At 65.2% G+C, this 23,924-nt stretch carries 22 protein-coding genes; 16 read left to right on the forward strand and 6 right to left on the reverse strand.

The features are described from left to right. The first annotated feature begins 217 nt into the window (after positions 1 to 217). From MLE27_RS08170 to MLE27_RS08230, 13 genes are all read left to right on the forward strand, one after another. Positions 218 to 1,378, forward strand: coding sequence for an ABC transporter substrate-binding protein (locus MLE27_RS08170; RefSeq protein WP_243311573.1), 1,161 nt, complete (start codon positions 218 to 220; stop codon positions 1,376 to 1,378). Positions 1,379 to 1,554: 176 nt separating this feature from the next. After that, positions 1,555 to 2,442, forward strand: coding sequence for a branched-chain amino acid ABC transporter permease (locus tag MLE27_RS08175; RefSeq protein WP_243311574.1), 888 nt, complete (start codon positions 1,555 to 1,557; stop codon positions 2,440 to 2,442). Between the two features lie 10 nt (positions 2,443 to 2,452). Continuing rightward, a complete protein-coding gene (locus MLE27_RS08180; RefSeq protein ID WP_243311575.1) occupies positions 2,453 to 3,481 on the forward strand; it encodes a branched-chain amino acid ABC transporter permease in 1,029 nt (342 codons plus the stop codon). Positions 3,482 to 3,484: 3 nt separating this feature from the next. Next, entirely contained in the window at positions 3,485 to 4,270 is a 786-nt protein-coding gene (locus MLE27_RS08185) for an ABC transporter ATP-binding protein (protein ID WP_243311576.1), read from the forward strand. Further along, complete coding sequence (locus MLE27_RS08190) at positions 4,263 to 4,970, forward strand: ABC transporter ATP-binding protein (protein ID WP_243311577.1); 708 nt, start codon at positions 4,263 to 4,265, stop codon at positions 4,968 to 4,970. The genes MLE27_RS08185 and MLE27_RS08190 overlap by 8 nt, the downstream gene beginning before the upstream one ends. An 18-nt stretch (positions 4,971 to 4,988) precedes the next feature. Further along, a complete protein-coding gene (gene guaB, locus MLE27_RS08195; protein WP_243311578.1) occupies positions 4,989 to 6,446 on the forward strand; it encodes an IMP dehydrogenase in 1,458 nt (485 codons plus the stop codon). Then, positions 6,446 to 7,999, forward strand: a complete 1,554-nt coding sequence (gene guaA / locus MLE27_RS08200; RefSeq protein WP_243311579.1) for a glutamine-hydrolyzing GMP synthase — start codon at positions 6,446 to 6,448, stop codon at positions 7,997 to 7,999. Before guaB ends, guaA begins: the two co-directional genes overlap by 1 nt. A 6-nt stretch (positions 8,000 to 8,005) precedes the next feature. Continuing rightward, positions 8,006 to 8,434 carry a Sec-independent protein translocase subunit TatA/TatB gene (locus MLE27_RS08205; protein ID WP_243311580.1) on the forward strand — a complete coding sequence of 143 codons (429 nt, stop codon included), beginning with the start codon at positions 8,006 to 8,008 and terminating at the stop codon, positions 8,432 to 8,434. Continuing rightward, positions 8,427 to 9,008: an imidazoleglycerol-phosphate dehydratase HisB gene (gene hisB / locus MLE27_RS08210; protein ID WP_243311581.1), complete on the forward strand. Its 582-nt coding sequence runs from the start codon at positions 8,427 to 8,429 to the stop codon at positions 9,006 to 9,008. Before MLE27_RS08205 ends, hisB begins: the two co-directional genes overlap by 8 nt. Further along, positions 9,008 to 9,658 (forward strand): hypothetical protein, encoded by a 651-nt coding sequence (locus MLE27_RS08215; protein WP_243311582.1) that lies wholly within the window; start codon positions 9,008 to 9,010, stop codon positions 9,656 to 9,658. Before hisB ends, MLE27_RS08215 begins: the two co-directional genes overlap by 1 nt. Then, positions 9,655 to 10,389, forward strand: a complete 735-nt coding sequence (gene hisA / locus MLE27_RS08220; protein WP_243311583.1) for a 1-(5-phosphoribosyl)-5-[(5-phosphoribosylamino)methylideneamino]imidazole-4-carboxamide isomerase — start codon at positions 9,655 to 9,657, stop codon at positions 10,387 to 10,389. The genes MLE27_RS08215 and hisA overlap by 4 nt, the downstream gene beginning before the upstream one ends. Positions 10,390 to 10,662: 273 nt before the next feature. Further along, entirely contained in the window at positions 10,663 to 11,946 is a 1,284-nt protein-coding gene (locus MLE27_RS08225) for a S1C family serine protease (RefSeq protein WP_243311584.1), read from the forward strand. 94 nt (positions 11,947 to 12,040) lie between these two features. Further along, entirely contained in the window at positions 12,041 to 12,253 is a 213-nt protein-coding gene (locus MLE27_RS08230; protein WP_243311585.1) for a heavy-metal-associated domain-containing protein, read from the forward strand. 337 nt (positions 12,254 to 12,590) lie between these two features. Here the strand turns inward: MLE27_RS08230 and MLE27_RS08235 are convergent, their stop codons facing one another. The 3 genes from MLE27_RS08235 to ade form a co-directional block, all read right to left on the reverse strand. After that, the gene (locus tag MLE27_RS08235; protein WP_243311586.1) at positions 12,591 to 13,250 is read right to left on the reverse strand and encodes a carbonic anhydrase; all 660 of its coding nucleotides are present in this window, start codon (positions 13,248 to 13,250) and stop codon (positions 12,591 to 12,593) included. Continuing rightward, complete coding sequence (locus MLE27_RS08240; protein ID WP_243311587.1) at positions 13,247 to 14,143, reverse strand: isocitrate lyase/PEP mutase family protein; 897 nt, start codon at positions 14,141 to 14,143, stop codon at positions 13,247 to 13,249. Before MLE27_RS08240 ends, MLE27_RS08235 begins: the two co-directional genes overlap by 4 nt. Positions 14,144 to 14,653: 510 nt before the next feature. Continuing rightward, positions 14,654 to 16,390 (reverse strand): adenine deaminase, encoded by a 1,737-nt coding sequence (ade, locus tag MLE27_RS08245; protein ID WP_243311588.1) that lies wholly within the window; start codon positions 16,388 to 16,390, stop codon positions 14,654 to 14,656. 111 nt (positions 16,391 to 16,501) lie between these two features. On the opposite strand from ade, the gene yedF reads away from it, so the two are divergent. Both yedF and MLE27_RS08255 read left to right on the forward strand, forming a co-directional pair. After that, positions 16,502 to 17,119 carry a sulfurtransferase-like selenium metabolism protein YedF gene (yedF, locus tag MLE27_RS08250; RefSeq protein WP_243311589.1) on the forward strand — a complete coding sequence of 206 codons (618 nt, stop codon included), beginning with the start codon at positions 16,502 to 16,504 and terminating at the stop codon, positions 17,117 to 17,119. A gap of 82 nt (positions 17,120 to 17,201) precedes the next feature. After that, on the forward strand, positions 17,202 to 17,978 hold the full coding sequence (locus MLE27_RS08255) for a pseudouridine synthase (protein WP_243311590.1): 777 nt from the start codon (positions 17,202 to 17,204) through the stop codon (positions 17,976 to 17,978). An 84-nt stretch (positions 17,979 to 18,062) separates the two neighbouring features. On the opposite strand, the gene MLE27_RS08260 is transcribed toward MLE27_RS08255, so the two are convergent. Beyond that, positions 18,063 to 19,037, reverse strand: a complete 975-nt coding sequence (locus tag MLE27_RS08260) for a C-type lectin-like domain-containing protein (protein WP_243311591.1) — start codon at positions 19,035 to 19,037, stop codon at positions 18,063 to 18,065. Between the two features lie 194 nt (positions 19,038 to 19,231). Here MLE27_RS08260 and MLE27_RS08265 point away from each other — a divergent pair, with 194 nt between their 5' ends. After that, on the forward strand, positions 19,232 to 21,460 hold the full coding sequence (locus tag MLE27_RS08265; protein ID WP_243311592.1) for an ATP-binding protein: 2,229 nt from the start codon (positions 19,232 to 19,234) through the stop codon (positions 21,458 to 21,460). Positions 21,461 to 21,476: 16 nt separating this feature from the next. On the opposite strand, the gene MLE27_RS08270 is transcribed toward MLE27_RS08265, so the two are convergent. Continuing rightward, the gene (locus tag MLE27_RS08270; RefSeq protein WP_243311593.1) at positions 21,477 to 23,141 is read right to left on the reverse strand and encodes an NAD+ synthase; all 1,665 of its coding nucleotides are present in this window, start codon (positions 23,139 to 23,141) and stop codon (positions 21,477 to 21,479) included. After that, positions 23,138 to 23,923: a 4-hydroxy-tetrahydrodipicolinate reductase gene (gene dapB, locus MLE27_RS08275; RefSeq protein ID WP_243311594.1), complete on the reverse strand. Its 786-nt coding sequence runs from the start codon at positions 23,921 to 23,923 to the stop codon at positions 23,138 to 23,140. Before dapB ends, MLE27_RS08270 begins: the two co-directional genes overlap by 4 nt. Between the last annotated feature and the right edge of the window lies 1 nt (position 23,924).

Here is a 23,924-nt window from a genome sequence, read left to right on the forward strand (position 1 = left end):
CGGGGCCGCGCCGCGCCAAGGTTTCAACCTGGCAGACGCGGCGTGCCCCTATCTGCGCATGGTTACGAAACCGTTGCATTTTTGGCAATCTCGGGTAGGAAATCCGGAGTTACATCACCGGATTGCGCGGTGTCGTGCGGTCCGGTCCTGGCAGGTGTCTTGGGCGACGCGCCCGTGTGCGCGGCATGGTTCAATTCATTTTCGGAGGATAACAGGCATGATGTTCAAACGTGCACTGGTTATGGCGTGCGCCATGGCCGCGGTTCTGGCAATGGGCAGCCTCGCCCTGGCGGCCGACGTGATCAAGATCGCCGTCCCCTCGCCCTTCACCGGCTCCGCCGCCGGTTACGGCGACAACGTGAAGGCCGGCGTGGTCATGAAGGTTGAAGAGGTCAACGCCAAGGGCGGCGTCAACGGCAAGAAGATCGAGGCCGTCTACTTCGACGAGCAGTGCGATCCCAAGGAAGCCGCCACCGTGGGCACCAAGATCGCCGGCGACAAGGACCTCGTGGCCATCGTTGGCCACCTGTGCTCCGGCGCCCACCTGGCCGCCCTGCCCAACTACGTGCGCGTCGGCGTTGCCGCTCTCTCCCCCACCGCCACCAACGTGACCATCTCCGACAAGGGCAAGGACGCCAAGGGCCAGCCCTGGAGCTTCCGCAACGTCTACCTCGACGACTTCCAGGGCACCTTCCTGGCCGACTACATGCTCAAGGAGCTGAACCTGAAGAAGGTCGCCGTGTTCTACGAGAACAACGACTACGGCATCGGCCTCAAGGACGCCTTCGTGAAGCAGGCCAAGGCCAACGGCCTGCAGGTCGTGGGCGAGGAAGCCTACATGAAGGGCGCCACCGACTTCACCCCCCAGCTGACCAAGCTCAAGGGCGCCGCCCCCGAGGCCCTGTTCATCGCCGGCTACTACGCCGAAGGCGCGCTGATCGCCGACCAGGCCAAAAAGCTGGGCATCAACGTGCCCAAGTTCGGCGCCGACGGCCTGGACAACGCCGACTACATCAAGCTGGCCGGTCCCGCCGCCGACGACACCTACCTGACCACCCCCTTCCTGGCCGAGACCGCCGGCCCGGACGCCAAGGCCTTCATCGACGCCTACAAGGCCAAGTTCAAGCGCGATGTTGACTGGATGAGCGCGAATGCGTATGACGCCGCCGGTATGATCATCGAAGCCATTTCCAAGGTCGGTCCGGACCGCGCCAAGATCCGCGAGTACCTGGCCGCCATCAACACCAAGGAAAAGGCCTTCAAGGGCATCACCGGCCTGACCTACTTCAACGACAAGGGTGACTGCGTGAAGCCCGCCTACGTGAAGATGGTCAAGGGCGGCCAGTTCGTGCCCGCCCCGAAGCAGATGTCCAACTAGCCGACACCGGCTTGAAATGAATCGAAACAGGCTGGATGACCGTCCAGCCTGTTTCTTTTCATAAGAAATCCGCATATAGCACGCGGATCGCGCGCAGGGGCGCGGTACACCCCTCTGAAGGGCCGGCGCAGCGCCGCCGGGGCCCGGCAGTCAACACCATCGGTTCGGAGAAGGCCGTGTTCGAACAACAACTTTTCAATGGCTTGACCCTGGGGCTCATCTACGCCCTGATCGCCGTGGGCTACACCATGGTCTACGGCGTCATCGAGCTCATCAACTTCGCCCACGGCGAAGTGTACATGCTCGGGGCGTTCCTCTGCATCACCTTCATCCAGGCCCTTGGCGTCCCGCTGTTCCCGGCCATGGTTCTGGCCATGGCCTGCTGCGCGGGCATAGGCGTGCTCATCGATCAGATAGCCTACAAGCCCCTGCGCAAGGCACCGCGCCTAGCCGCGCTCATCACGGCCATCGGCGTCTCCATCTTTCTGCAGAACATCGCCATGATCATCTGGGGCTCGCGCCCGGTGCCCTTCACCCGCTCCGCCGTGCCCGCCGCCTTCAGCGAGACCGCCTTCACCCTGGGCTCGGTGAACGTCTCCGGCCTGCAGGTGTTCATCTACGCGCTGACCATCGCCATGATGATCGGGCTCACGCTCATCATCAACAAGACCAGGATCGGAACGGCCATGCGCGCCCTGGCCCAGAACGCCACTGCGGCCGCGCTCATGGGCATCAACGTCAACAGGGTCATCTCCTTCACTTTCGCCCTGGGCTCCGGCCTGGGCGCGGTGGCGGGCATCCTGGTGGGCATGTACTACAACACCCTCTCCGCGACCATGGGCTACAACGCCGGCGTCAAGGCCTTCGCGGCCGCGGTGCTGGGCGGAATCGGCTCGGTGCCCGGAGCCATGCTCGGCGGGGTGGTGCTCGGAGTGGCCGAGACCCTGGGCGCCGGCTACGTTTCCTCACAGTACCGCGACGGCCTGGGCTACGCGGTCATGATCGCGGTCATCCTGCTGCGGCCCTCGGGCCTGCTCGGCAAGAGCGTCGGCCAGAAGGCATAGGGGGAAGCACATGACTGGCAACAAGACCGCTCTCAAACTGCTCGGGCTGGCCGCACTGCTGGCCTTCCCCGTCCTGCCCTTCAGCAGCGAATACGTGATGCACGTGGCCGTGCTCATCATGGTCTATGCCGTGCTGGCCATGGGCCTCAACGTCCTGCCCGGCTTCTGCAACCTGCTGGACCTGGGCTACGTGGGCTTCTACGGCATCGGCGCGTACACCGCGGGCATCCTGGCGCTCAACCACAACGTGAGCTTCTGGCTCATCGTCCCCGGGGCCATCGCCCTGGGCGCGCTCTGCGGCATGCTGCGCGGAGCGCCCACGCTGCGCCTTTCAGGCGACTACTTCGCCATCGTGACCTTCGGCTTCACCGAGCTGGTGGTGCTCTTCCTGACCAACGAGATCTGGCTCACGCGCGGCCCCCTGGGCCTGCCGGGCATCCCGCCCATCGCGCTGAGCCTGGAGTTCCTCGGTATCGACTGGCGCTACGACTTCCTGAGCGAGATCCCGTATTACTACCTGGGCCTGGCCATGGTGGGCGCGGTCTACGTGGTCATGTGCCGCATCGAGGACTCGCGCCTGGGCCGCGCCTGGCTCGCCATCAAGGAGGACCCCCTGGCCGCCGCCAGCTGCGGCATCAACCTGATGGCCTACAAGACCGTGGCCTTCGCCTTCTCCGCTGGAGTGGGCGCCCTGGCCGGCTGCTTCATGGCCCAGTGGTCCATGTTCCTGGCGCCGGACGTGTTCAAGTTCTGGGAGTCCTTCCTGGTGCTGTGCATGATCGTGCTGGGCGGCCTTGGCAACATCAACGGGGCCATCGTGGGCGCGGTGGTGCTCATCGCCCTGGGCGAGGTCCTGCGCGTGCTGCTGCCCAAGCTCGGGCTCCCGGCCGAGACGCGGTTCCTGGTCTACGGCCTCATCATGATTCTCATCATGCGCTTCAAGCCCGGCGGCTTCTTCCCGACCATCGCCGCCACCAGCAAGAAGAGCAGGCTCATTTTGGACCTCAAGGCCAGGCTCCAGGCCGAGAGGGCGGGGTAGGGCATGGACACCATTCTCAAGATCGACGGCGTGAGCAAGCGCTTCGGCGGCCTGATGGCCCTGGCCGACGTGAGCTTCGAGGTGAAGAAGGGCCGCATCCTGGGCCTCATCGGCCCCAACGGCGCGGGCAAAACCACCATGTTCAACTGCATCGCGGGCATCTACAAGCCCACGGAAGGCCGCATCGTTTTCGACAAGGAAACCGGCCCGGTGGACGTGGGCGGCTCCCGCCCCGAGCAGATGACCCAGATGGGCGTGGCCCGCACCTTCCAGAACATCCGGCTCTTCGGCTCGCTCCCCGTGCTGGACAACGTTCGCATCGGCCGCCACTGCCGCGCCGCCCAGGGCTTCTGGGGCGCGGTGCTGCGCACCAAGGGCCAGAAGGCCGAGGAGCGCATGCTGGTGGAGCAGAGCATGGAGTACCTCGATTTCGTGGGCCTCAAGAACAAGGCCCTGGACCTCTCAAGCTCCCTCTCCTACGGCGATCAGCGCCGCCTGGAGATCGCCCGGGCCCTGGCCAGCCAGCCCAAGCTCCTGCTGCTGGACGAGCCCGCGGCGGGCATGAACCCCCAGGAGACCGCCTCCCTGGTGGACCTCATCCACGCCATCATGCGGAAGGACATCACCGTGGTGCTCATCGAGCACGACATGAAGCTGGTCATGAGCATCTGCGAACACCTGGTGGTGCTGGACCACGGCGTGAAGATCGCGGAGGGCGGGCCGCGCGACATCAGGGAAAACCCGGAGGTCATCGAGGCCTACCTGGGCAGGGGAGCGGCCCATGCTTAGTCTTACCGGCGTCAACACCTATTACGGCTCCATCCACGCCCTCAAGGGCGTGACGCTGACCGTCAACCAGGGCGAGATCGTCACCCTGATCGGCGCCAACGGCGCGGGCAAGACCACCACGCTCATGAGCATCTCCGGCGTGACCGTGCCCCGGCAGGGCACGGTGGAGTTCCTCGGCGAGGACATCACCAAGCTCTCCACCGAGAAGATCGTGGCCCGGGGCATCACCCAGGTGCCCGAAGGCCGCATGATCTTCCCCCGGCTCACCGTGCGCGAGAACCTGCTCATGGGGGCCTACCTGCGCAACGACAAGGACAACGTCAAAGCCGACGAGGAGCACGTCTACGAGCTGTTCCCCAAGCTGCTGGAGCGCTCCAAGCAGCACGGCGGCACGCTCTCCGGCGGCGAGCAGCAGATGCTTGCTATCGGGCGCGCGCTCATGGCAAGACCCAAGGTGCTCCTGCTGGACGAGCCGAGCCTTGGGCTCGCCCCCATCGTCGTCGAAAACATCTTCGAGATCATCCAGCGCATCAACCGCGACGGGGTGACCATCCTCCTCGTGGAACAGAACGCGCAGATGGCTCTGCAAGTGGCCCATCGCGGCTACGTGCTGGAAACCGGACAGGTCACCCTGGAAGGACCGGCCAAGGATCTGCTGGAGGACCCCAAGGTCCGCTCGGCCTACCTCGGACTCGACTAACCGCCTGCGGAGGGCGATATGGAAAGAATCATCGGCCTGGGGCTCACGTTCGACGACGTGCTGCTTATCCCCGCCTACTCGGAAATACTGCCTGACAAGGCGGACGTCTCCACCTGGCTGACCCCCTCGATCCGCCTGAACATCCCCCTGCTGTCCGCCGCCATGGACACCGTGACCGAATCGCGCATGGCCATCTCCATGGCGCGCAACGGCGGCGCGGGCGTCATCCACAAGAACATGAGCGTGGCCCAGCAGAAGCTGGAGGTGGAGAAGGTCAAGAAGAGCGAATCCGGCATGATCATCGATCCGGTGACCGTGCATCCGGACATGACTGTTGCCGCCGCCCTGAAGGTCATGGCCGAGTTCTCCATCTCGGGCCTGCCCGTGGTTGAGAACGACGGCCTGGTGGGCATCGTCACCAACCGCGACGTGCGTTTCGTGGACGACGACGTGACCACCGTGCGCCAGGTGATGACCAGCAAGAACCTGGTCACCGTGCCCGTGGGCACCCCCCTGGAGATCGCCAAGGAGCACCTGCACGAGCACCGCATCGAGAAGCTCCTGGTGGTGGACGAGAACAAGAAGCTCAAAGGCCTCATCACCATCAAGGACATCGACAAGATCCAGAAATACCCCAACGCCTGCAAGGACGACCTGGGCCGCCTGCGCTGCGGCGGCGCCATCGGCGTGGGCGCCGGGCGCGACGAGCGCGTCGAGGCCCTGCTGGACGCCGGATGCGACTTCATCGTGTTGGACTCCGCCCACGGCCACACCAAGAACATCATCACCGCCGTTGAGGCCATCCGCTCTCAGTTCCCCAAATGCCAGCTGGTTGCGGGCAACGTGGGCACCTACGAGGGAGCCAAGGCCCTGCTCAAGGCCGGCGCGGACACCGTGAAGGTGGGCATCGGCCCCGGCTCCATCTGCACCACCCGCATCGTGGCCGGTGTGGGCGTGCCCCAGATCACCGCCATCATGGAGGCCGTGCGCGCCTGCCGCGAGGCCGGCAAGTGCTGCGTGGCCGACGGCGGCGTGAAGTTCTCCGGCGACGTGGTCAAGGCCCTGGCCGCCGGAGCCGACACCGTGATGATGGGCTCCATGTTCGCGGGCACCGAAGAGAGCCCCGGCGAGACCATCCTGTACCAGGGCCGCACCTACAAGATCTACCGCGGCATGGGCTCCATCGACGCCATGCGCGAGGGCAGCGCGGACCGCTACTCCCAGGACAAGACCTCCAAGCTGGTGCCGGAAGGCATCGTGGGCCGCGTGCCGTTCAAGGGCCTGGTCTCCGAGTCCATCTACCAGCTGGTGGGCGGCCTGCGCTCCGGCATGGGCTACGTGGGCGTAGACAACATCAAGGATCTTCAGGAAAAACCGCAGTTCACCCGCATTTCGCCCGCCGGCCTGCGCGAGTCCCACGTTCACGACGTCATCATCACCAAGGAATCCCCCAACTACAGGGTGGAGAGCTACTGATGCAACACGAAGAAACCGTCGTCATCCTGGACTACGGCTCCCAGTACACCCAGCTCATCGCGCGCCGGGTGCGCGAGGCGGGGGTCTATTCCGAAATCCATCCCTGCACGCTTTCCTCCGAGGCGCTCAAGGCCATCAAGCCCAAGGCCGTGATCCTCTCCGGCGGGCCTTGCAGCGTCAGCGACGAGGACGCCCCCCAGCTGGACAAGACCGTGCTGGAGCTGGGCGTGCCGGTGCTGGGCATCTGCTACGGCATGCAGCTGCTGGCGCATACCCTGGAGGGCGGCAAGGTCGCCTCCTCCAAGGAGCGCGAATACGGCCGCGCCGAGCTGACCCTCTCCGCCGGGAGCGCCCTGTGGGAAGGCGTCGACGCCGCCACCCCGCGCACGGTGTGGATGTCCCACGGCGACCACGTGGTGGCCATCCCCAAGGGGTTCAGCATCATCGCCAGGACCTCCAGCGTGGAGGCGGCGGCCATGGCCGACCCCTCGCGCAACATCTACGCCCTCCAGTTCCACCCCGAGGTGGCCCACACCGAGGACGGCGAGACCATCCTGCGCAACTTCCTGTTCAAGATCGCCAAGGTGAAGACCGGCTGGACCATGGCCAGCTTCGTTGAATCCGAGGTGGCGGCCCTGCGCGCGAAGCTCGGCGACGACCACGTGGTCTGCGCGCTCTCCGGCGGCGTGGACTCCACTGTGGTGGCGGTGCTCCTGCACAAGGCCATCGGCGACAGGCTGCACTGCATCTTCGTGAACAACGGCGTGCTGCGCCAGGGAGAAGGGGAGGAGGTCGTCGCCTTCCTCACTGAACACTTCAAGTTGAACTTGAAGTATGTGCAGGCGCAGGACCTCTTCCTGGACCGCCTCGAGGGCGTGGAAGACCCCGAAAAGAAACGCAAGATCATCGGCCACACCTTCATCGAGGTCTTCGAGCGCGAGGCCAAGGCCATCCCCGGCGTGAAGTGGCTGGCCCAGGGCACCCTCTACCCGGACGTCATCGAGTCGGTGAGCTTCCGGGGCGGACCCTCCGTGGTCATCAAGAGCCACCACAACGTGGGCGGCCTGCCCGAGAAGATGGACCTCAAGCTGGTGGAGCCGCTGCGCGAGCTCTTCAAGGACGAGGTCCGCAAGGTTGCCTACGAGCTGGGCATGCCCGACTCCATCATCTGGAGGCACCCCTTCCCGGGCCCGGGCCTGGCCATCCGCATCATCGGGGACATCACCCGCGAGCGCCTGGACATCCTGCGCAAGGCCGACAAGATCGTCCAGGCCGAGCTGCACGCCGCCGACTGGTACCGCAAGGTCTGGCAGGGCTTCGCCGTGCTCCTGCCGCTCAAGACGGTGGGCGTCATGGGCGACGACCGCACCTACGAGAACGTCTGCGCCCTGCGCATCGTTGATTCGCTGGACGCCATGACCGCGGACTGGTCCCGCGTGCCGACCGACATCCTGGCGCGCATCTCCAACCGCATCATCAACGAGGTCAAGGGCATCAACCGGGTCGTCCTGGATATCTCCTCCAAGCCGCCCGCGACCATCGAGTGGGAGTAGTAGCGCATGTTCTCCTCGGAGATGATCCTCATCCTGATCGTGGCGCTGGTGCTCATCGGGCCTTCCAAGCTGCCTGAGATCATGAAGATGGCGGCCAAGGGCCTGTCCGAAATCCGGCGGCTCAGCCTGGAGGTCAAGTCCACGCTGCAGCAGGAGGTCGACAGGATCGACGCGGCCAAGCGCATCGAGGAAGCCAAGAAGGAATACTTCGGGGACATCGAGAACATGGTCAACGAGACTCCTGCCCAACCCGAGCAGGCGCAGGCCCAGCTTGCCCAGCCCGAGGCCCAGCAGGAAACGGTTGCCCCGGAGGTAACGGCCGCCGAGCCCGAACCTGTCCCGGCAGAACAGGCCGCCCAGGCCGAGGCCCCCAAGGCTCCTGAAACCCAGGAGCAGGCCGGCGGCAAGGAGCCCAAGGAGAAGCCCCATGCGTAAGGCACAGGTGGTTCGCAGCACCAAGGAGACCTCCATCGAGCTGGAGATCGGCCTGGACGGCACCGGAGCGGCCGAAATCTCCACCGGCGTCGGCTTTGCGGACCACATGCTCACCCTGCTGAGCTTCTGGTCCGGTTTCGACCTGAAGATCTTCTGCAAGGGGGACCTGCACGTCGACGCCCACCACACCCTCGAGGATGTGGGGCTCTGCCTGGGCCAGGCCGTTGCCGAGGCTCTGGGCGACAAGGCCGGGATCAACCGGGTGGGCTTCAGCCGTTTCCCGCTGGACGAGGCCCTGTGCGAAGCCGTGGTGGACCTCTCCGGCAGGCCCTACCTGGTGTACGACGATACACCCCTCCCGGCGGTGGTCGCCGGAGAGGAGAAAGACGTCTGGCGTGAGTTCTTCAAGTCCTTCGCTAACAAATGCCAGATGAACCTGCATGTTCGCATGCTCTACGGCAAGAACGGACACCACCTGCTGGAAGCGGCCTTCAAGGCCCTCGGCGTGGCCCTCAAGCACGCGGTGCGCCGCGAGGGGGCCGGGGTGCCAAGTACCAAAGGGAGCCTTGGCTGATGAGAACCTATCGTTCGCTGACCGTTCTTCTGGCCTTGACGCTGTTCGTCAGTGTCGCCTGCCAGCGCAAGCCCGCCCAGGTGGACAACAAGATCAATCCCCAGTTCACCGTCGCCATTGCTCCCTTCACCGTGGCCAACGAGCCCTGGGAGCTGATCTCCGGCTATCTGCCCGAGCATTCCGTTCCCCCCAAGGCCGACGCCCTGGACGAATTGGACGCCATCCTGATCAAGGCGCTCAAGATCAGCCCTGAGCGCAATGTTCTGGCCGGCAACAAGGTCGTCGGCTGCATGCAGTCCGTGCGCAAGCCCGCCGACGCCACCCGCCTGAGCACCATCAAATACTGGCAGGAAGTGGGCAAGTGCATGGACGCCCAGTATCTGCTGGTGCCGGTGGCCGTGCACTGGAAGGAGCGCCAGGGCTCCGCCGCGGGCTCCACCAGCCCCGCCTGGGTCATCCTGGACCTGTACCTGGTCAACGTGAAGACCGGCGGCCTGGTCAACCATTTCCACTACGATTACCAACAGAAGGCCCTCACGGACAACATCCTGGAAGCCGACAAGTTCTTCAAGCGCAAGGGCCAGTGGGTCACCGCGGCCGACCTCTCCCAGGAAGGCATCGAGAAGGGGCTCAAGGAGCTCGGTCTGTGATTCTGTACCCGGCCATCGACATCAAGGACGGCAAGTGCGTCCGCCTCAAGCAGGGGCTGGCCGACCAGGTGACCGTGTTCGACCCCGACCCGGTGGCCGCCGCCGGGCACTGGCTGGGCCTAGGCGCCAAGGCTCTGCACGTGGTGGACCTTGACGGAGCCTTCGACGGCGAGCCCGTGAACATGAAGATCGTCGAGAAGATCTGCCGCTCATCCGGCGTGCCCGTGCAACTGGGCGGCGGCATCCGCGACATCGCCACGGCCAAGGCCTACGTGTCGGCGGGGGTCTCCCGCCTGCTCATCGGCACCCTGGCCCTGGCCGACCCGGACACCTTCGGGGCCATGTGCGCCGAGCTGCCCGGCAAGGTGGGCGTCTCCCTGGACGCCGACGGCGGCAGGCTCAAGACCAAGGGCTGGGTGGAGGACTCGGGCCTCACCGTGGACGACGTGATCCCGAGGCTCGAAGCCCAGGGCACGGCGTTCCTGGTCTATACCGATATCAGCCGCGACGGCATGCAGAGCGGGGTGAACCTCCAGGCCATGGAGTCCCTGCTTTCCAAGACCCGCCTGCCGGTGATCGCGGCCGGCGGCGTGGCCACCCTGGACGACCTCAAGGCCCTGGCTCCCCTGGCCTCGAAAGGCCTGGCCGGGGTCATCAGCGGGCGCGCCATCTACACCGGCACCCTGGATTTCGCCGAGGCCATGGCCTGGCTGGGCCAACAAGCCGCCTAGCCGCCGCGGTTCAATTGTCTGCCGGAAGGCCGGAGGGTTTCGCCCTCCGGCCTTTTTCTTTCCTGGGCGTGTGGCCTGCGGCGACCGGGCCCGATGTGCGTTTTCGCATACAATACCCGGGGAGGTGGAGCCGCAAGGGACCAACACTTCCGGCCGACATGTCGAACCACCACCATGATCTGGAATATCGGTACCATGCCTCATTGATTGACACGCGATATCGTGCACAGTACGGTTATTTCGAACGTTTTCACGCTTTTCAGGAGTACCGACATGCGCCAGTTGAAGTATTTCGCCTTCGCCGTGATCGCCTGTTGCCTCAGCGCCTGCGTCAGTTCTCAAACCGCATCCGTCAAGGATCATCCCGTCATCGAAGTGCCCGACGGCCGGGAGACCAAAACCATCGGCCTCGGCAGGGTGGTGGTCAAGCTGCCCCGGGGGCAGGTCTACGGCGACCTGAAATCCGGAGCGCTTTGCCTCCCCAATACCCAACTGGTGTGGGGGGCTGGCTCCAGGTCGCCCAAGGTGGAGGAATTCACCTCGATTTTCTATGAGGAGCTCCGCCGCAACAACTACAACGTCAAGGGCGATCCCACCGACCTCTTCAATCGTGAAGCCCCGGCCACAGAGATCACCGTGGGCGGGCTTATTACCGATCTGTACGTGGAAGCCTGTTTCCCGTGGTTCGGCTGGGGCAACGTGCGCAAGGGCACCTCAAAGGCCACCGTATCCGTTGAGTGGCAGGTCTACTCGAACTACCAGAAAAAAGTTCTGATGAAATCCACGGCTTCGGGCGAGGCCGAGTTCAAATTTGAGAACGGCAACTTCAACGAAGCCCTGTTCCTTGCTTTTTCCAGCGCGGTGCAAGGGCTGCTGGCCGACCCCAAGTTCAACAAGTTGCTTCTTGAACCAGAGAAGAACGCGGAGGCTCCCGACCCTGCGGTCCAAGCCGCGCCGCCGGCCGGCATCAAGGTCTCGGCCAATCCAAAGCAGACCTATTCCCTGGAGGAGGTCAAGAAGCGCGTGGTGGTGCTCCAGATGGGCGGCATGCACGGCTCCGGCGTCCTCGTGGGCGACGAGGGCTACATCCTCACCAACGACCACGTTGTCAAAGGCCTCAAGCGCATGAAGGTCATCTTCGAGAACGGAACGGCGACGGAGGGAATCGTCATTCGTTCCGACCCGGTCCAGGACGTGGGGCTGGTAAAAATCGAGAATCCACCTGTCAAAGGTCTAGCAGTGCGGCCTGAACGGGTCGCCACGGGCACGGAGGTGTTCGCCGTGGGCGCGCCCCTTGACGTCACCTTCCACGGGACGGTCACAAAGGGCATCATCAGCGCCTATCGCCCTAGGGAGGATGGCAGCCAGTGGATACAAAGCGATGCGATGATCAACGGAGGCAACAGCGGAGGCCCCTTGGTGGACGGGCAGGGCAGGGTTGTCGGGCTGACGTCCTGGAAGAGGATTGACACGAACAGCAACAACAGGAGCACAGGGCTCAACTTCTTTGTACCGATTGCGGAGGGCATGCGGGTCGTGGGCGTGGAGGCGAAATAAGGTTTGGGCTGTTCCAGTGCGGCAGGGCTAGGCTTTCCGCCCAAGCTGGAGTAGGGTGGCAGGGCTTCTCGCCGACACCGCACAGGAGGATTCCATGAGCACCAAGACCATAGAAGTCAAAGGCATGAGCTGCGGCAATTGCGTCAACTCCGTCACCAAGGCCCTTTCAAGCATTGAGGGCCTGGCCGACGTGAAGGTGGACCTTGCCTTCGGCACCGCGACCTTCGAGGAAAAGAAGCCCGTACCCGAGGATGAGATCAAGGCCGCCATCGAACGCATCGGCTTCACAGCGGGTGATTTCAAGTAGACGGCGACGACATCGCCGTGTTCGCGGGGCCTTGGCCCCGCCAGAACCATTCGCGTGGAATCGTCCGGGCAGGGAAACCTGTCCGGACGCTTTGTTTGAATCGGCCTGAATCCTGGCTTGAAAAGTATCGCCCTGGCAACGAGATACAAGCCCTCAGACTGGCCATCAGAACTCTGTACAGCAAATCGAAACCGTGCCCCCCACAAAATCAAGACCATGCCTTGCTCCGCCCGTGGAGCGGGGAGGGGCCTTGTAGTAGTGGGGCGTGCCAGATACCTGCGGAGCCAGCATGCGGGCGGAATGCTTGCCCGCTGGGCTCATCCCGCTTTGACGTGGGCTATGCTTTCGTGCGCTCCCGGGTGCAGCGCGGCACCAGGGCCTCGAAGGTGCCGGTTTCGGGCAGGTAGCTATGCAACTCGCCGGAATCCATGTCGAAATACCAGCCGTGCAGGTGGAGCTTGCCTTGCACCACCCGCTGCCAGACCCAGGGGAAGGTGAGCAGGTTGTCCAGCGAGACCAGCACCGAAGCCTGCTCGCAGGCTCTGCGCCGCAGATGATCTGGTTTCCCGGGCAGTTCCCTGTCCACTTCCATGAGCGCGGGCTCCGCGATCTTGACCCAGGGGGCGATGAACTCGCCCAGGTCCTCCCGATTGGGGGCGAGCAGCGCCTGGATGCCTCCGCAGCAGGAGTGCCCCAGGATGATGACGTGCTCGACCTCGAGGTTCTTGACCGCGTATTCCAGGGCCGCGGACACACCGTGGCGGCCTTCGGCGTTCTCGTAGGGCGGCACCAGGTTGGCCACGTTGCGCACCACGAACATGTCGCCGGGCTCGCAGCCCGTGAGGATGGCCGGGTCCACCCGGGAGTCGGAGCAGGCGATGACCAGCACCTTGGGGCTCTGCTCCTTCTGGAGGTTGTTGTAGAAGTCGCTCTCGGAGCAGAAGTAAGTGCGCTGGAATTCCTTGAATCCTGAAAGGAAACGAGCGATATCTTTCATTTATTTGTCTCCGCCGGATTCTCGCCGCCTGAGAACTGCGCCTCCCTCCGCCGGATTTCCTCCGCACCGATGAAGTGGAAGTACTCCTCGAAGGTCAGCATTGTCTCCGGCCCGGCGAAGCCTTGGCTGGTTCCATTATTTTTCAGGTGGTTCGCCCAGCGCTGCAAGGCCCGGACGGCCGTGAACACCGAGGCGCAGGGGTAGGCGGCCAGGGCGTAGCCCACGTCCTGGAGCTCGGCGGCGCTCAGGAAGGGCGATTTGCCGCCCTCGATCATGTTGGCCATGCTGGGCACGCTCAGGGCGCTGTTCACTGTGCGCATGTCCTCCACGGAGGTCACGGCCTCCACGAAGACCATGTCCGCACCGGCCTCGGCGTAGATCCTGGCCCGGCGGATGCCTTCGTCCAGGCCGTGCAGGGCCACGGCGTCGGTCCTGGCCATGATTACGAATTCCGGGTTGCGCCTGGCCCAGAGCGCGGCTTTGAGCTTGGGCAGGTATTCGTCGACGGACACCACGGCCTTGCCCGCCATGTGGCCGCAGCGCTTGGGGAAGGTCTGGTCCTCGATGAAGAGCGCGGCCGCGCCCATGGCCTCCACCTGGCGCACGGTGCGGATGACGTTGTTCACGTCGCCGAAGCCGGTGTCGATGTCCACCATGACGGGTATGTCCACACGCTCGATAATGCGCGCGTAGTGCGTGAGCATCTCCGTGAAGCTCATCAGCCCGAAGTCGGGCAGCCCGAGCACGCTGCCGGAGCTGCCGAACCCGGCTACGGCCATGGCCTGAAACCCGGCCTGGGCGATGGCCAGTGCGGAAAGGCCGTCGTGGGCCACGGGGAGCATGAGCAGCTCCGGGGCGTTGACCAGGGAACGGAAGGCTGCGCCGGGGTTCATAGAGGTAAGTTCCTTGAAGGCGGCCGAAGGCTCGCCACGGTTGGTTTGACCGGGGCAGTATCCGGTGTTTCGGGATGGAATGCAATGGGTGAAGGGCGCTACCCAGGCCCGCCAATGGAGCGTGAGTGGCTTAACCCGAACCTACCGAAATCATTCAAAAGCCCCCTCTTTCGCGCCCGTGCTATTGTCTCATAATGTAAATTATGTAAACTTTAAAAACTGGTCTGACCCAGGTAGCCCCCCAAAGCAAAAAGCGCCCGCGACCGGCATTCCGGTCACGGGCGCTTTGTCATCTCTTCTCCTGGGCAGCGACCCACCCACTTTCCCTTGTCAGGCTTTCTCGGGTCACCGAGGCGGCGTCGCGATGTCACACGTCGGTTGAATATGCCTTTGGCCGCACCGGGTCCTGCCTTGGCATAACTGACCCAGAATCGGGCTGCAAAATGACGCTCTGAGATCGATCCTGAGTAAAAATCCGGCCCAAGGGTCGGGCCTGTCCTCATTGTCGGCCTAGAGCCAGAGCCCGACCTTCTCGAACAGCGTGACGTCCACGAGCCCCTGATCGGTCAGTTTCAACTCCGGTATCACCGCCAGCGACATGAAGGACAAGGCCATGAACGGCCGTGCCCCTGCGGCGGGATCGACCGCGATGGATTCATAGGCGGCATGCAGCGCCTTCTGAGCCGCGACAACCTCCTCAAACGGCCTGAGGCTCATGAGCCCCGCAAAGTGCAGCTCCAGCTTGGCCAGCACCTTGCCGCCCGCCACCACCACATACCCGCCGCCGCATTCCGCTAGCACGTTGCCCGCCAGGGCCATGTCGGCGTCGTCCATCCCGGCCACGATCAGATTGTGCGCGTCGTGGGCAACTGTCCCGGCCACTGCGCCGCGCGCCAAGGAAAGGCCGTTCACGAACGCGAGTCCGATATTCCCGTTGCGACCGTGGCGTTCGACAACCGCAACCTTGGCGATGTCGCGCGACGGATCGGCCACGGCGAAGCCGTCCACGACTTTGGGCGTCACCTTCAGGGCCTTGCTGATGATCTGGCCCGGAATGGCCCCGATGCAACGAACCTCATGTGAAACTTGAGGTATTGCGAAGTCCTCCGCCCGCAATTTTCCGCCGGAACAGCTCAAATGAACAGTGTTTTCTTGAGGCACCTGCCCACTGGGGCCGAACGTCGTCTCCGCGACGTCGCGCCCTTTCAGGAAGGCCTTCCAGACCTTGAAGCCCTGGAGGTCGTCCAGCACGAGCAGATCCGCCCGGTAGCCCGGGGCCACCGCCCCCCGCCCGCGCAGGCCGTAGTGGCGCGCGGTGTTGATGCTGGCCATCTGGATGGCGCGCATGGGGTCGAGCCCGAGGCCGATGGCCATACGCACATTGTGGTCCATGTGGCCGTTGGTGGTCAGGTCGATGGGCTCGCGGTCGTCGCAGACCAGTGAGATGTTGGCAGCGTTGTGCTCGTTGACCACGCCCACCAGATCCGTGAGGTTGCGCTCGTCGCTGCCTTCGCGCATCAGCAGGTGCATGCCGGCGCGCAGCTTCTCCACGGCCTCCCGCGGGTCGGTGCATTCGTGGTCCGAGCTTGGGCCCGCCGCGATGTAGGCGTTGAGCTGCTTGCCGGAGAGCAAGGGCGCGTGGCCGTCGATGATCTTGCACTGGCAGGCCGCGATCTTGGCCATTATGGCCGGGTCCTTTGCCAGCACTCCGGGATAGTTCATCAATTCCGCCAAGCCCAGCACGCGCTCCGGGTAGCGCCCGGCGAGGTAGGCCACGTCCTCGGCGTTCAGCACCGCGCCGGAGGTCTCCATGTTGGTGGCTGGCACGCAACTTGGGATCATGACGTAGAAATCAAGCGGACAGTCCCGGGTGAGCTCCAGCAGGGTCTCGATGCCCGCCCTGCCCAGCACGTTGCCGATTTCGTGCGGGTCCCAGACCACGGCGCAGGTGCCTCGTGGGGCGGCTGCCCGGGCGAATTCCCAGGGCGTGAGCAGCGTGGATTCTATGTGGATGTGGCCGTCGATGAGCCCGGGGCAGACATAGCGCCCCTGGCAATCGACCACTTTTTTGGCCTGGTAGTCGCCGAAACCGACGATCATACCGTCAGCCACCGCGATGTCCGCCGGGTGGATGTCACCCGAAAGCACGTTGACCAGACGCGCGTTCTTGAGCAAAAGGTCGGCCGGGGCGTTGCCCAGGGCCAAGTCTATCCTGTGTTCGATCCCGTCGTGGACCTCGAAAACCATGCTGCCCTCCGTCATCGACGGCTGCGCGTCCTGCAGCCGCCATGTATAGGCGTATACTATTTGACCCATCCGCCCGTGTCTATGCTAATAGCTGGCGGAAGGAAGGCGAAAATGAACGTAAAGACTCTCGATTGCAAGGGCATGACATGCCCGCAGCCCCTCATGGAATGCAGGAAATGCCTCGAGGCCGAGGCCCCGGAGGCCCTCGACGTGCTTGTGGACGACGAAGCCGCCCTTGAGAACGTGAGCCGTTACCTGAAATCCAGCGGTTTCGGCGTGACCTCGAGCAAGGAAGGCGCTCGCTGGGCCATCCGCGCCAGGCGCGAGGGCGGACAGGCCGCACCGGCCGACCCGGCGGACTTCCCCTGCCCCGTGCCGGGCTCGGGTCAGGGGCAGCGCATCGTGGTGTTCCTGACCTCCGACGTGGTGGGGCGCGGCGACGACGGACTCGGGGCCAAGCTGATGCTCAACTTCATCAAGACCCTCCCCGAATTGGGTTCGGAGCTGTGGCGCATCGTCATGGTCAACGCCGCGGTGAAGCTGGCCGCCGAGGGCAGCCCGCACATCGAAACCCTGCGCGCCCTGGAGGCCGCCGGGGTGAGCATCCTAGTCTGCGGCACCTGCCTCGAATTCTACGGGTTGATGCAGCAACGGGCCGTGGGACAGACCACCAACATGCTCGATGTGGTCACCAGCCTGCAACTGGCCTCGAAAGTCATCGACATCTGATCCATTTCACCCGATAATCTTTCGGCGGCTTCCGGGATCACGCCCGGGAGCCGCCCTTTCCATTTCATCCACAGGAAGCCCCATGCCCCGCAGTCAGCCCCCCTCCCCTCCCGTGGCGGCAGAGCCCATCCGCCTGAACAAAGCCCTGGCCCAGGCGGGCGTCTGCTCCCGCCGCGCCGCCGACGAGCTGATTCGCTCCGGCAAGGTCACGGTCAACGGCCAGCCAGCCGACCTCGGCACGCCGGTTCGACCCGGTGTGGACGACGTGCGCGTGGAGGGCAAACCCGTGGCTTTCGCCCCCGGTGAGGAGCACCTCTATTTCATGCTCAACAAACCCGTGGAGGTGGTGACCACCGCCAAGGACCCCGAGGGCAGGCGCACCGTGATCGAGCTCATGGGCCGGGCCGCCGGGGGGCGCAGGCTGTTTCCCGTGGGCAGGCTGGACTATTTTTCGGAGGGCTTGCTGCTGCTGACGACCGACGGCGAGTTGGCCAACCGGCTCATGCACCCCAGGTGGCACCAGCCCAAGCTCTACCACGTCACCGTGCGGGGCGACGCCCCGGCCCAGGCGCTGGATGCCATGCGCTCCGGCATGCGCCTGGCCGAGGGCGAACGCCTGGCCCCGGTGAAGGTCCGCACGATGGAGGGGGCGCAACCCGGCCGCAGCATCCTGGAGATGGAGCTGATACAGGGGATCAACCGCCAGATCAGGCGCATGTGCCGCGACCTGAACCTGACCATCCTGCGCCTGGTGCGCGTGGCCCAGGGGCCGCTCAAACTGGGGGAGCTTGCTTCGGGTGCGCACAGGGCGCTCACCGGGCCCGAGGTGGCCGCGCTCAAGGCCAGCGTGGGCCTGTAGACCGCTTCCCGCGTCACATGGACGAAAAAAGGCCCGGCCGCCCATTCAGGGCGGCCGGGCCTTCTGTTATCCTGTCGTGCGCTGCTACATGGGCAGCTTGAGCACCTCGCGCGCGAGCCCGGCCATGCGCCGGGAGCGGGCGGCGCTCTTTTCCACGGCGTTGCGGGCCTGTTCCTCGCGGATGTTGAGCTGGATGGTTTCCAGGTCGGTGGCCGCGCCGTCCAGGCGGTCAGCCAGATGCTGCAGGGCGGCCTTGGCCTCGCCGGTGCGGGGTTTGGCGACGGTCTCGGCCAACTCCAGGCAGGCTTCCAGGGCTTTGTTGGTGGTCCGCACGTAGGCCCCGGAGAGGAAGCCCTTCTCCTGCACGGAAATCCCGTTGTCGGCCGTCACCAGGGCGGCCGTCTCGGACATGAGCCTGCGCAGCCCCTCCTGTTCGCGGGCCAGCGCGGCGCTGTAGGTCCTCTGCAGGTAGGCGGCCGTGTCCCCGGCCTGGGCCGGGTTGAAGCGCGCCTTGGACTCGACGTCCAGCGAGGTGAACATGGCGTTGAAGTCCTTCATGTACTTGGGGACTGTGCCGGCCTGGGCCACGCCGATCATCTCGATGCGCCCGAAGCCCGTGAGCACCACGGCGGCGTAGTACTCCACGCCCTGCCCGTCCACCGGGGCCAGCCAGTAGGAGAGCATCCTGCTCGATCCGTCGAGCAGGGCTTGCTTCTGCTGGTATTTGTCCTTGCTGACGTTCCAAAGCTCGGCGAAGTCCAGGTTGCGGTCCCTTGCCATGAGTTCGAGCACGCCCGGCGGGGTCGGCTCGTGGACCTCGCGCACGATCACGGTGGGGTAGCCCTTGCCCGAATCCACCGCGTCCTTGTGGGCCAGCACGGCGATGCGCCTGCCGTGTTCGGCGCCTTTTTCCTTTATAGTCCAATCGGGAGCGAGTTTGATGGAATAGGAGCCGTCCTGGGCGGTCAACGTGTTGCTTGATCCTGAGCCGGGCATCAGGGGAATTCCGGAGCAGCCCGCAAGGAACAGGCACAGCAGAGACGCTAGAAGTATGCGCATGATATCATCTCCTCGGGATAGGGGAAATGCTCCCCGGCGCGGGCATTTGTCAAGTGCGTGCATTCCGGCCCAGGCCGTGCGCCCCCTGTTGCAATAGCGGGCAAAGCTGCTATGAGTTTAAATATATGATCCTGAAGTACCCGCCAAGCCCATACCTCAGATTGCTGATTATCGACCCGTCTCCTGATTTTGTCATGTCCCTGCGCAACAGGCTCCAGGGGCTGCAACGGTTCGATGCGATCTGCCACACCGCGGCCACAGTCGCCGAGGCCTGGGAAGTGCTCGCTCTGCAACGTTTCGATGTGATCCTGGCGGGTTTGCCGCTGCCCTCCCCCGCCGACACCCCTCCGGCGGACCTGGCCACCGTGTTTTCCTCCATGCCCGTGATCGGGTTCAGCGATTCGGGCTCCTCGCTTTTCCTGCACGCCTCCCTGACGGAGAACGTGGTCATGGTTCTGCCGCGCACCCAGTTGGACAACCGCCTGCTGGAGCAGAGCATCGTCTGCGCGGTGAACAGGGCCAAGGTCTGCCGCCAGTTGGAAATCGCCCAGTCGGCCCTGCTCTCATCCGGGAAACGCTTCCAGAACATCATCGTGAACCACGCCGACGGCATCGTCGTGGTGGACATGGAGGGCCGCATCCGTTTCGTCAACCCGTGCGCGGAGCGCATGTTCGGAGCCAGCGCGGAGCAGCTCATCGGCGATCCCTTCGGCTACAACCTCATCCCCGACGGGAGCATGGAGATAGCGCTGCGCTCCCGCGACGGCAGGCAGACCACCGTGGAGATGCGCGTGGTGCGCTCCCGCTGGGACGGCGGCGAGCTGGTCTACCTGGCCTCCCTGCGCGACATCAGCGCGCGCAAGCGCCTGGAGCGGGATCTGACCACCATGAAGGAGGCCGCCGAGGCCGCCAACAGGGCCAAAAGCCAGTTCCTGGCCAACATGAGCCACGAGATCCGCACGCCCATGAACGGCATCCTGGGCATGAGCGAGCTGCTGCTGGCCACGGAGCTCACCCAGAAGCAGCGCGACTACCTGGACATGGTGCGCCAGTCCGCCGCGTCGCTCATGGACATCCTCAACGACATCCTGGATTTCTCCAAGATCGAGGCGGGCAAGCTCGAACTGGAGGAGGTGACATTCGACCTGCCCGAAACCCTCCGCAGCGCCATCGGCATCTTTACCGCCCTGGCCCAGAACAAGGGCCTGGCACTGAACTGCTCCCTAGCGCAGGACCTGCCCCGGCTGGTCAAAGGCGACCCGGGCAGGCTCCGCCAGATCGTGGTCAACCTGGTGGGCAACGCGGTGAAATTCACCAGCGCCGGGTCCGTGACGGTCCTGGCCGAGGCGGGCGGTCTTACGCCCGACGGACGCTTCCGGCTGCGCGTCAGCGTGCGGGACACGGGGCCAGGCATCCCCCGGCAGAAGCTGGACACCATCTTCGAGAGCTTCACCCAGGCGGACAACTCCTCCACGCGAAAATACTACGGCACCGGCCTGGGCCTGGCCATCTGCAGGCATCTGGTGGAACGCATGGGCGGCGTTATCGGCGTCGAAAGCGAGGAGCGCAAGGGCAGCCTCTTCCAGTTCGAGGTGGACCTCAAGCCCGAAGCGCGGCCCGGCGGGGGGGAAGCCCCGCAGAAGCCGGCAGGCAGGCCCGCCCTACCGCCCCTGGTCATCCTGCTCGCGGAAGACAACATGATCAACCAGCTCTTCGCCACGGAGATCCTGGAGCAGGACGGGCACAAGGTGCTGGCCGTGGGCAACGGGCGCGAGGCCCTGGAGGTGTTGGCCGAGAACCGGGTGGACGCGGTGCTCATGGACATCCAGATGCCCGAGATGGACGGCCTGGAGGCCACGCGGCGCATCCGCGCCGGGGAAGTGCCCAACACCCCCCGCGACCTGCCCATCATCGCCATGACCGCCCACGCCCTGAAAGGCGACCGGGAGCGATTCCTGGCCGAGGGCATGGACGTCTATCTCTCCAAACCGGTGGGCTCGGAGGAGATCCACGCCGCCCTGCACGAGGTTCTGCATGCCAGGAGCACCCCCACCTCGCCCCAGCCGGAACAGCCGCCGGCCGGTACCGAGATCCTCAACATCGCCTGGCTGCTGGAGAAGGCGCGCGGCAACCGGGAGTTTTTGAAGAAGCTCTTCGGCGTCTTCGTGGACCAGCAGCCCCAGAAGTACGAACAGATGCGCGAGGCGCTGGATGCGGGCGACATGGCCCAACTGGCCTTCATGGCCCACACGCTCAAGGGCGGGGCCGCGACCATGGGGGCGGAGGTGCTCAAGGACAGGGCTTTCGAAGTGGAAAAGGCGGCCAAGGCCGCCGACAAGGCCCTGGCCGCCCAAGAGATCGGGGCGATGGAATTCGAACTCGAACAGACCATGCTGGCCATGAAGCACTTCATGGACCAGTAAGCCTACACCCTACAGCTCAATACTCCATGCGGCAGGCCACGGGCATCCTCCAGCCCGTGCCGAAGGCCCTGTCCGTGATCTTGAGGCCCGGAGCGGCCTGGCGGCGTTTGAACTCAGCGTTCTTGACCAGCCTGCACACCTTGCCCACCACCACCCTGTCGAACCCGGCCGCGGCGATCTCGTCCACCGAGGCCTGCAGCTCCACGCGCAGGCGCAGGATGGCGTCCAGCTCGTCGTAGGGGGGCAGGCTGTCCTGATCCTTCTGGTCGGGGCGCAGCTCCGCCGAGGGGGCCTTGTCGATGATGCTCTGGGGGATCAGGTCGGCCCGGTTGGCGTTGCACCACTCGGCCAGGCGGTAGACCATGGTCTTGGGCACGTCCGAGATGACGGCCAGGCCGCCGGACATGTCGCCGTAGATGGTGCAGTAGCCCACGGCCAGCTCGGACTTGTTGCCCGTGGTCAGCAGCAGCTTGCCGAACTTGTTGGAGATGGCCATGAGCAGGTTGCCCCGGATGCGCGACTGGATGTTCTCCTCCGTGATGTCCGGGTCGCGCCCGGCGAAGGCCTCGGCCAAGGTGCTCTCGAAGCTGCCCATGATGCCCTCGATGGGCAGGGTCATGGTCTCGATGCCCAGGCGCGCGGCCAGCTCGATGGAGTCGTCCACGCTGCCCTGGCTGGAGTAGGGGCTTGGCATGAGCACCCCGAGCACCTTCTGCGGCCCCAGGGCCTCGGCGGCGATGGCCGCGGTCAGGGCGGAGTCGATGCCGCCGGAGAGCCCCAGCAGCGCCCCCTGGAACCCGCACTTGGCGGCGTAGTCCCGCACGCCCAGCACCAGGGCGCGCCAGGCCTCGGCCTCGGGCGAGAAGTCGTCCTGGGCCAGGGCCGGTTCGCAGTCCGGGGAGCAGGCGTCCAGTGCGTCAAGATCCACAACCAGAACGTCCTCCCCGAAACCCTTGGCGCGCATGGTCAGGCTGCCCTGGGCGTCGGCCGCCATGGAGCGGCCGTCGAACACCAGGTCGTCGTTGCCGCCCACCTGGTTGCAGTAGAGCACGGGCATGCCGTACTTGCGCGCCGCGCTGGCGATGAGTTTCTCGCGCATGGCCTGCTTGCCCAGGGTGAAGGGCGAGGCGGAGAGGTTGAGGATGGCCTGCGCCCCCTCGGCCACGAGGCGCTCCACGGGGTCTTCGCGGTAGCGGCGGCTCTGCCAGAAGTCCTTGTCGTTCCAGATGTCCTCGCAGATGGTCACGCCCAGCCTTTTGCCGCCGATCTCCACGAAGCCGAGGCTGTCGCCGGGCTCGAAGTAGCGGTCCTCGTCGAAGACGTCGTAGGTGGGCAGGAGCATCTTGGGGATGAACGCCTCCACGACACCGCCGCGCAACAGCGCCGCGCAGTTGTACAGGGGCTTGGCGTCGCCGCGCCCCGTGGGGACGGCCGTGCCCACCAGGACCGCCGGGCCTTTGGCCAGGCGTTCGGCCAGCCTGTTCAGCTCGTGGCGGGCCTTCTCGATGAAGGCCGAGGAGAGCAGCAGGTCGCGGGGGGGATAGCCCGTGAGGGCCAGTTCCGGGGTGACGCACAGCTCCGCGCCCTGCTCGGCCGCAGCCTCCGCGTTGCGGGCGATTCTGGCGGCGTTGCCGCAGAGGTCGCCCGCAACGGTGTTTATCTGGAGCAGCCCGATCTTCATGCCAGCATGTCGGCCATAGTATAGAGCTTGCCCGGCTTCCGGGAGCCGATCCAGCGCGCGGCGCGCAGCGCCCCCCGGGCGAAGTTCTCGCGGGAGTGGGCGCGGTGCGTCACCTCGATGCGCTCGCCTGGGCCGAAGAAGTAGACCGTGTGGTCGCCCACCACGTCGCCGCCGCGCACGGCCAGCACGCCGACCTCCTCCTTGGTGCGCGCGCCCACGATGCCCTCGCGCCCGCACTTCTTCACGTCGTCCAGGTTCAGGCCCCGTGCGGCGGCGATCACCTGGCCCAGCTTGATCGCGGTGCCGCTGGGGGAGTCCACCTTCTTGTTGTGGTGGATTTCGGTGATTTCAAGGTCGTAGTCGGGGCCCAGGGCCTCCACCAGCATGGGCAGGAGCTTCATGAGGGTGTTCACGCCCACGCTCATGTTGGGGGACCAGAACATGGGCGCCTTGGCCGCCGAGGCCTCCAGTTCGAGCAGCTGTTCCGGCTTGAAGCCGGTGGTGCCGAAGACCACGGGGTTGCCCAGCTCCGCCGCGGCCTTGGACACGGCCACGCTGGCCTCCGGGGCGGTGAAGTCCACCACCACGGCGCCGGGCAGCTTGGCGAAGACTTCCTTGGCGTCGGTGCCGCGCACGCAGGTGAATTTCTCGAGCGAGGCCTCGTGCTGGGGCCGCTCCACCACGCCCGCCAGGTTGAGTTCAGGGTCGGCCTGGGCCAACGCCGCCAGGGTGCCGCCCATGCGGCCGCCCGCGCCCATGATGATCACATCGCACACGCTCATG

This window comes from Fundidesulfovibrio agrisoli, from assembly GCF_022808715.1.
Taxonomy (GTDB): Bacteria; Desulfobacterota; Desulfovibrionia; order Desulfovibrionales; family Desulfovibrionaceae; genus Fundidesulfovibrio; species Fundidesulfovibrio agrisoli.

What these genes read in the sequence shown, in the direction of transcription:
- MLE27_RS08170 (WP_243311573.1), top strand. Translation starts at nt 218, where the DNA reads ATGATGTTCAAACGTGCACTGGTTATGGCGTGCGCCATGGCCGCGGTT.
- MLE27_RS08180 (WP_243311575.1), top strand. Translation starts at nt 2,453, where the DNA reads ATGACTGGCAACAAGACCGCTCTCAAACTGCTCGGGCTGGCCGCACTG.
- MLE27_RS08185 (WP_243311576.1), top strand. Translation starts at nt 3,485, where the DNA reads ATGGACACCATTCTCAAGATCGACGGCGTGAGCAAGCGCTTCGGCGGC.
- MLE27_RS08190 (WP_243311577.1), top strand. Translation starts at nt 4,263, where the DNA reads ATGCTTAGTCTTACCGGCGTCAACACCTATTACGGCTCCATCCACGCC.
- guaB (WP_243311578.1), top strand. Translation starts at nt 4,989, where the DNA reads ATGGAAAGAATCATCGGCCTGGGGCTCACGTTCGACGACGTGCTGCTT.
- guaA (WP_243311579.1), top strand. Translation starts at nt 6,446, where the DNA reads ATGCAACACGAAGAAACCGTCGTCATCCTGGACTACGGCTCCCAGTAC.
- MLE27_RS08205 (WP_243311580.1), top strand. Translation starts at nt 8,006, where the DNA reads ATGTTCTCCTCGGAGATGATCCTCATCCTGATCGTGGCGCTGGTGCTC.
- hisB (WP_243311581.1), top strand. Translation starts at nt 8,427, where the DNA reads ATGCGTAAGGCACAGGTGGTTCGCAGCACCAAGGAGACCTCCATCGAG.
- MLE27_RS08215 (WP_243311582.1), top strand. Translation starts at nt 9,008, where the DNA reads ATGAGAACCTATCGTTCGCTGACCGTTCTTCTGGCCTTGACGCTGTTC.
- MLE27_RS08225 (WP_243311584.1), top strand. Translation starts at nt 10,663, where the DNA reads ATGCGCCAGTTGAAGTATTTCGCCTTCGCCGTGATCGCCTGTTGCCTC.
- MLE27_RS08230 (WP_243311585.1), top strand. Translation starts at nt 12,041, where the DNA reads ATGAGCACCAAGACCATAGAAGTCAAAGGCATGAGCTGCGGCAATTGC.
- MLE27_RS08235 (WP_243311586.1), bottom strand. Translation starts at nt 13,250, where the DNA reads ATGAAAGATATCGCTCGTTTCCTTTCAGGATTCAAGGAATTCCAGCGC.
- MLE27_RS08240 (WP_243311587.1), bottom strand. Translation starts at nt 14,143, where the DNA reads ATGAACCCCGGCGCAGCCTTCCGTTCCCTGGTCAACGCCCCGGAGCTG.
- ade (WP_243311588.1), bottom strand. Translation starts at nt 16,390, where the DNA reads ATGGTTTTCGAGGTCCACGACGGGATCGAACACAGGATAGACTTGGCC.
- yedF (WP_243311589.1), top strand. Translation starts at nt 16,502, where the DNA reads ATGAACGTAAAGACTCTCGATTGCAAGGGCATGACATGCCCGCAGCCC.
- MLE27_RS08255 (WP_243311590.1), top strand. Translation starts at nt 17,202, where the DNA reads ATGCCCCGCAGTCAGCCCCCCTCCCCTCCCGTGGCGGCAGAGCCCATC.
- MLE27_RS08260 (WP_243311591.1), bottom strand. Translation starts at nt 19,037, where the DNA reads ATGCGCATACTTCTAGCGTCTCTGCTGTGCCTGTTCCTTGCGGGCTGC.
- MLE27_RS08265 (WP_243311592.1), top strand. Translation starts at nt 19,232, where the DNA reads ATGTCCCTGCGCAACAGGCTCCAGGGGCTGCAACGGTTCGATGCGATC.
- MLE27_RS08270 (WP_243311593.1), bottom strand. Translation starts at nt 23,141, where the DNA reads ATGAAGATCGGGCTGCTCCAGATAAACACCGTTGCGGGCGACCTCTGC.
- dapB (WP_243311594.1), bottom strand. Translation starts at nt 23,923, where the DNA reads ATGAGCGTGTGCGATGTGATCATCATGGGCGCGGGCGGCCGCATGGGC.